Consider the following 6483-nt stretch of genomic DNA (forward strand, 5'->3'; position numbering starts at 1 on the left):
TATCCTGCCTATCCTGCCCGTTAGTTCAATAGAAAAGAGGAGCTACCACATAGGAAGCTCCTCCGCTATCGTGTCCCGTTAGCTCAATGGTATAGAAGATTTAAGAGGAGCTCTAATAAAACCCACGCCTAGCRCTGTAAATAAACCTTAGCTTTCAGGGAAATAGTATAAGTTGACTCTACCTTCTCCTCCAAAGCTGTAGTAGCGATGGGGATCATCATCATCTAAGGAATCATCACGCACCTTGCCCCACTTCATATGGGATATCAAAAAGGGAATTCCATCCTCAATCTTATCATTTTGCGCAGATCCATTGATGTTATAAGAAAAGTTTTCACCAGATAAAAGATCATCGTTAAGCCGTATTTGGTACAGGTCAGCACTTTCGTCCCCATATTTAGTAAGTTTACGATACGACACCGCCGGGAAGTCCCGTATTGCGCTAAACACGTGGGTCAGATTAAAACCACTCCTCGGATGAGAATACTCATTTGGTCGCTCCTCATTGATCTCATCACGATACATGATCACAAGATCTCCATTTCGAGAAGCCCGAATTTCATAAGACAATACACGCATATCATTCTTTTCGGGTACACGTATTCTAAAGGTGGAAGCTAAGCTATGCAGTTCCATATCAGTGTCTTGTTTTGGTTGATTATATAGTACAACAAAAAACCTGTCTTCCTTCGTTACAATTGGAACTGCATTCGGATATCCAATGGCCTTCATGATATTGTTTGTTAGCATTTCGGGATCAATATCGTCTGAACGAATGGATGAAAATGAAATATGTGTTTGTTTGGGATATGCGTTCGTATTAAACAACAATGGCCAAATACATAGACAAATCACAAAGAGAATAATAACAACACAAGTGCCTGTTTTTGTGAGTTTTTTCTTTGTATACATATCGATTCCCCTTGCAGTTTAAATTGTTTACCGCCATTCTATTTAGCTTTATGCGAAACGTGGCTAAATGGGGAACAATCGCGCCTCCGTAAATTTTACCTCATATTACCATAATTGTAACTATCCTGCCCGTTAGCGGAACAAGGCCGCCAATAGATGTTCCGCGGCGGCCTCTTGGTCTTTATATATTCAGTTCTCGGTACACTTCGGAGTTTCCTTTAGCGGCGAGATCGCTTCGAATTTGTTTAACCTCGTTTTGCGACCGGCTTCGTTTCGGCTAGCCCCGTTTCATTACGGCCTGATACAATCCCTTCAGACACTGGCTCGCGGCAGACGCCCTGCCCTCCCCGGAATTCGGACAATGTTCTTGTCACTAGTCGGGAATCAGATAATGTTCTTGACATCAACTTTTGACAAGAACTTGATCCGTTAAAAGAAATAGCCCGCGATTTACGCGGACTTGATTCAAACTATATTCTAATTAACCGACAATTACAGGTTCGCGCGGATAAGCAGCATGCCCCTTGCAAATACTGTACGAGAGGTGATGATATCATGGAAGCGTACAGAGCGAAGATGATCGCCGATTCTCCGGATGTAAAATTCGTGTCGTACTTCGGCGTGCCTGTGTTCATTGAACATGTAAACGTGGGAGCCGGGACGGCGAGAATTCATACGCTCGACAGGCCAGACGAGGAGCAGACGGTGCCGGTCGACGTGCTGACGGAAGAATTCAACAACGAGTTTGATTTGCCGTTTATGTGAGACGCCGCCGAAACTGCCGCAAAGCTTCGAGAAACAACTTCGTTGCTTCCTCACCGCTTTTATCCGTCGCCAGTAAAAACCTTCCAATTCCAGATTGGAGGGTTATTTGGCGTTATTTGGCATGAATAAAATCAGTTTACCATCTTCTATATTAGCTGGTTTAGCTGAACAGCCTGCCAGATAATGCAGACAGTCTGCTTTGATTGTATCGTTCTCATTAGTTTGGTGGCTTTACAACTCGGAATCATATTTTAAAAGGGCTTCAGTTAGTTTTTGTTCAGTAAGGTGAACAAAGATTACTCCCAAACGCTTCGTTTACATTATGAGTTATTTAGTGGAAAGATCGTCAATCGCTTGAACAGCAAGTTCCAACGCTTTAATTCTTCTTTCTAAAAGCGTTCTTTGGGGACTACCTGCCTTTGACTTAGTATAACTGTTTTCAATTGATGGAAATAAACCAGTAATCACATTGCGAGCTTCTGCTAAATCTTCCTGGGTGTAATGATGGGATCTTTGATTCCAAACGTGTTCTAGCGTGGCTAAGCCGATGTAAACAGCTTTGAGTCGTTTCTTTACTAGGGTAGTATTTGCACCATTTTGAGTCATCTGGGACAAGGCATTCTCAAGTTTACTGATTGTCGATTGTAATGATTTTGTTGATTCCAATTTATCTAACTCTGTAATTTGATTAATTACAATATCGTCTTTGTTCACCGCTACGAATCCTCCTCTAACCCCACTTTTATAGATCGCAAAAATTATACCACATATTGGAACTATCCTGCCCGTTCAACGAGGCCTACCGTTACATGCCGGCAGCCTCGTTATGGTGATTGTTAAGCTATAGTTCCCCGTTAGTTCAAAAGTTGATTAAAATTACTTTTGATTTTTAATTACTAATTCTAGTAGGATTCCAATAGCCATTAGAACTGATCCAATGATTAAAAAAGGGACGACCAGCTGGTTATCTGAAAGTGTTGTCCTTAACATCCCATGTGTTGGGACAGTACCAGGATTGCTGGCAAATCCTCCTGCCTCAAGCCCCATCGCAATAAATGCACCAAATCGTTCAACTGCATAAAACACACCACCTGCAAGTACTAAAAGAGTACCACTAATGAATAGTAACTTCCCGTTTCTCAATAAACACACCCCTTTGAAATTATAAATGCTTCTATTAAAAGCCTATATACTTAGATGATTCTTCTCAAGTTAAGTTTCGTTATCCTGCCCGTTAGCTTAACTAAGAAAGGGAGCAGCTGCCGTAGCAAACTACTCCTTTTATGTTCAACTATCGTTACCCGTTAGTTTAATGAAATGAGCAGGCCACTGCTGCAACTGCTTATCCATGTGTTATTCAACTATCGTTCCCGTTAGCTGAACTTTCTCCGCAATTCTTTCGGTCTTAATTACCTTTTGACGGAATCAGCGCTCCTCGTGAGTGCAGGGTGTTGCCATTAAAGGAGTCACGGTAACATTTGACGAGCATTGGACACGCTCCATATAATGAAGAGACGACAGTGACAGGAGGACATCGAATGGGAGCATGGGGAATCAAAGCATTGGAAAGTGATGAAGGGCTGGATCTAGTGGCAGCGATCGAGGACTTGCTTCCTCGTGACACGTTGGATTTGGGTGAATTGATGGCGAAGTTTGGTGAGGATGATTTCCTTTATGACGGAACAGTGCTCGCCCTCGCGGAGCTGTATATCGAGTTTCTGGAGAATGGCAGTTTGGATTACGATCATGAGGAGGAAGAACGCGCCTTGACGCAAGTACGGGCGTTCACGGCCGATCGTGCCGCGCTTGGGGCTTTGCTGGAGCATTTGAACGTGATTTGGACTGACATTGAGGGGGACTGCGAGGGGGATTTGGCGGAACTGTGGCGGGAATCGTCGAGCTGGGACGAATGGCGGGCACATGTGCAGCAGCTGATTGCCAAGTTGGAAGCACAGCTTGCCAAAGAACGGTAGAAGGATGATTGAACGAGAACAAAAGCGCCACAATCCGAATGATAGGGTTGCGGCGTTTTGTTTAGCGGATTTCCCGCTATTTTCTGCTGTTGCTGTCCACGAACTGGTATGATCAGACCCCCGACTGGTTGGTGGCGAGGTTATGCGAYCGAGAGGGGGCGTACGGATGAAACGTGTGTCACGTCTTGCGCATAACTGACGTTACTTCAATGATAAAATGGAGCAGCTGCCACGGCAAACTGCTCCTTGTTTCGTTCAACTATCGTACCCGTTAGTTCAACGCTTACTAAAGTTTCAAGGTAAATAACACATTCTCAAGCCATTTTCCATATCCATGCCATCCTGTTTTGCTGTCTGGATTTGTCTCCCGCAATCGTTCATAAATCGCCATTGATAGCGGCATACCTCCATTTTGACTTTTAAGATATCTAATAGATTCTTCATGATTTCTCAACATTAGTTTCTCGCTTAAATAAGCTTCTGCTCCAACAACAAAATATTCTTCGGGTCCACTATGATATTTTGAAAGAAGCTCCTGATATTGCTTATCAAACTCTACATTTGATTTTTTAAGATCATTTTGTAGTAGCTGTGCTTGTCTAGATCCAGGGAATCCGTGTAAAGACTCGTGCAAACAAAGTTGAGCTAATTGTTTCGGTAACTGCATATATCCATGAGGTCCAGCATGCATTACCATAGCTCCATTTGGCAATTGAAAAGCTATTGGTTTTATATAAGTGGCAAAGTAAACAGTAGAACATAAGGGTTGTTTAGCGGCAAGAAAAGATGATAATACCTCTTCCATCTTGTTCAATGGGTATACAGAGTCCATAACCATTTGATACTGCTCAGCAGTATCCAGTAAATAAGGTTTTGCCCTTTGGTTCCAAGCTGTTTGCAGACCTGCTTGTTTTAACATGTAGAAACAATCGGAAAGTAAATTCAAATTATCTTCTATTACATTCTCCCAATTTTTATGTTTAGGGAAATCTTGTAACACCTGTATGATCTCATCTAAGGTTCTGACTTCAAACTGGGATAAATTAGCACAAAGATTGGACATTGAAATTTTATTGCAAACATCATTAACTAATTTCAAACCTTGTACCCCAAGTTTCGATTCCCAGTTTTGTCTAACGTCAAAGTAATGTTGGCTATAGAAAGCGTTGTCTAAAATAGCGTTAAGAAACAAAACCATGTCAAATGCTTCATGAGGAGCAAATAGCCAATTAACAGTCAACTAAATCCCTACTTTCAACAAAATGTGGTGAACAATTACCAATTCGTTAAAAATAAAGAATTTCCTTCAAATTAAGCTATCCTGCCCGTTAGCTTAATGAACTTTGACAGAGCAATGTGTGGATTATATTCCAATGATAATAGTTCCACCCAGCAACATCATACAAATTATTGGCAATACGTTACCGCTTAGAACGTCATAATGCATTGTATTAGTTATCCATTAGCCATAAATAAATGGCTTCATAAATGGAAATAAACGATGTTAGTGAATACCTGTAATTATAAGAGGTAGTTCTGTATGCTTGATAATTACCGATAGTGTACCGATACATCTACTCTCTGGATAAATAGAGTTCAACTACAGCTACTACGCTTGGTGTAGTTGAAAAACGTATTTGAGGAACGTTTAATGTGATCGCTGCTCTTACTCTAATTAAGCTATCAGTCTAAAGGGACAGGATAAGAAAGCATTTCGGGCTTTGCGGAGAAATGAAAATATGGATTGGTTAGCTTATGGTGGGGATTCAGTTAAACGGAGGATTAGGCAAAAAGCTAGGGAACAATCAGTTGATCTGTTTGATCTCTTTGTCTCTCATGGTGCTGAAATGGATATTATGTGGAAAGCAAAGACACCTATCTTATTATGAAGTGGGTGTCTTTGTTTGCGACTCATACTTTTGAACTATCCGTTACCCGTTAGATTAAAGTGTATCTTTCACAAACTTTTTTTCATGCGTTCCATTGAATTAGAGTAACCAAAACATTCTCTGAATAACTTCCTGCCTATATAGTGTTGAAAATTGTTGTATTTATATCTGTAATATTCGTTCCAATAGCTAATCATTCTATTGTAGCTTTTGCAAAACGATTCAATATTTTCAAGACAAAATTTCTTCATCCGTTCTGTATCCTGTTCTTTTAAAAAATCATAATTCATTTCTAATATTTCTAAGACATACTCATCACATATTTTTACGATATAAGGAATAGCCCAATCTTCATAATCCATCTGAAGCAATGAATACATATGCTTTTGGCGTACAAAGCCGTCACAACTTCTTGAATAAATGCAATGTAAAATCATTTTTTGTTGTACACTTAAATTTTCTATAACTTCATCTGGACTATCAATGTAATAGATACGATAAGGAAACTGAATCATGTTATTATCTTGAAAATATTGAATAATATCCTGTGATACACCAATAGTCACATTATTATAAGTTTTATGAGGAATCAGTCCAACCGCTTTGGTCACATCCTCTCTCAAATAGTTTGGAAATCCATCTTGGAACATACATTCACCTCCTTGCTTCGCATAATGCTAAATATGTGTAGTTCAACTAACCTGCCCGTTAGCATTCCTGTAGAGCGTTAAATTTCCGCTTTGCAAAAAAACGAGCGCCTCGGTACGATGGAAGTACGCAACGGGTCATAGCCCTAAAAATTCCATCATCCAGGAGGACGCTCTATTATGAAGTTTAAATCGCAAGCGAGACAAAATCAGCTCATTGAAAAAATTACTGCTCAGCATTTAGTTGTCGGGATCGACATTGCCCAGCAGATGCATGTTGCGCGCGCTGTAAACTTT

The 6483-nt window shown here is 40.6% G+C and carries 8 protein-coding genes; 3 read left to right on the forward strand and 5 right to left on the reverse strand.

The annotated features are described in order from the left end of the window. Positions 1-147: 147 nt before the first annotated feature. Complete coding sequence (locus AC1DWN_RS24710) at positions 148-912, reverse strand: hypothetical protein (protein WP_477561547.1); 765 nt, start codon at positions 910-912, stop codon at positions 148-150. A gap of 555 nt (positions 913-1467) precedes the next feature. On the opposite strand from AC1DWN_RS24710, the gene AC1DWN_RS24715 reads away from it, so the two are divergent. Further along, positions 1468-1677, forward strand: a complete 210-nt coding sequence (locus AC1DWN_RS24715) for an H-type small acid-soluble spore protein (protein WP_477561548.1) — start codon at positions 1468-1470, stop codon at positions 1675-1677. 327 nt (positions 1678-2004) lie between these two features. Here the strand turns inward: AC1DWN_RS24715 and AC1DWN_RS24720 are convergent, their stop codons facing one another. Beyond that, the gene (locus AC1DWN_RS24720; protein WP_477561549.1) at positions 2005-2391 is read right to left on the reverse strand and encodes a hypothetical protein; all 387 of its coding nucleotides are present in this window, start codon (positions 2389-2391) and stop codon (positions 2005-2007) included. Between the two features lie 162 nt (positions 2392-2553). Further along, complete coding sequence (locus AC1DWN_RS24725; RefSeq protein ID WP_477561550.1) at positions 2554-2820, reverse strand: hypothetical protein; 267 nt, start codon at positions 2818-2820, stop codon at positions 2554-2556. A 335-nt stretch (positions 2821-3155) separates the two neighbouring features. Here AC1DWN_RS24725 and AC1DWN_RS24730 point away from each other — a divergent pair, with 335 nt between their 5' ends. Further along, on the forward strand, positions 3156-3650 hold the full coding sequence (locus AC1DWN_RS24730; RefSeq protein WP_477561551.1) for a DUF4259 domain-containing protein: 495 nt from the start codon (positions 3156-3158) through the stop codon (positions 3648-3650). Between the two features lie 286 nt (positions 3651-3936). On the opposite strand, the gene AC1DWN_RS24735 is transcribed toward AC1DWN_RS24730, so the two are convergent. Next, positions 3937-4890: a hypothetical protein gene (locus AC1DWN_RS24735; RefSeq protein ID WP_477561552.1), complete on the reverse strand. Its 954-nt coding sequence runs from the start codon at positions 4888-4890 to the stop codon at positions 3937-3939. 499 nt (positions 4891-5389) lie between these two features. Between AC1DWN_RS24735 and AC1DWN_RS24740 the strand changes: the two genes are divergently transcribed. Then, entirely contained in the window at positions 5390-5539 is a 150-nt protein-coding gene (locus AC1DWN_RS24740; protein ID WP_477561553.1) for a hypothetical protein, read from the forward strand. A gap of 68 nt (positions 5540-5607) precedes the next feature. Here the strand turns inward: AC1DWN_RS24740 and AC1DWN_RS24745 are convergent, their stop codons facing one another. Continuing rightward, positions 5608-6189, reverse strand: coding sequence for a hypothetical protein (locus tag AC1DWN_RS24745; protein WP_477561554.1), 582 nt, complete (start codon positions 6187-6189; stop codon positions 5608-5610). Between the last annotated feature and the right edge of the window lie 294 nt (positions 6190-6483).

Source organism: Paenibacillus sp. P4_A7 (assembly GCF_056402455.1).

What these genes read in the sequence shown, in the direction of transcription:
- AC1DWN_RS24710 (WP_477561547.1), bottom strand. Translation starts at nt 912, where the DNA reads ATGTATACAAAGAAAAAACTCACAAAAACAGGCACTTGTGTTGTTATT.
- AC1DWN_RS24715 (WP_477561548.1), top strand. Translation starts at nt 1,468, where the DNA reads ATGGAAGCGTACAGAGCGAAGATGATCGCCGATTCTCCGGATGTAAAA.
- AC1DWN_RS24740 (WP_477561553.1), top strand. Translation starts at nt 5,390, where the DNA reads ATGGATTGGTTAGCTTATGGTGGGGATTCAGTTAAACGGAGGATTAGG.
- AC1DWN_RS24745 (WP_477561554.1), bottom strand. Translation starts at nt 6,189, where the DNA reads ATGTTCCAAGATGGATTTCCAAACTATTTGAGAGAGGATGTGACCAAA.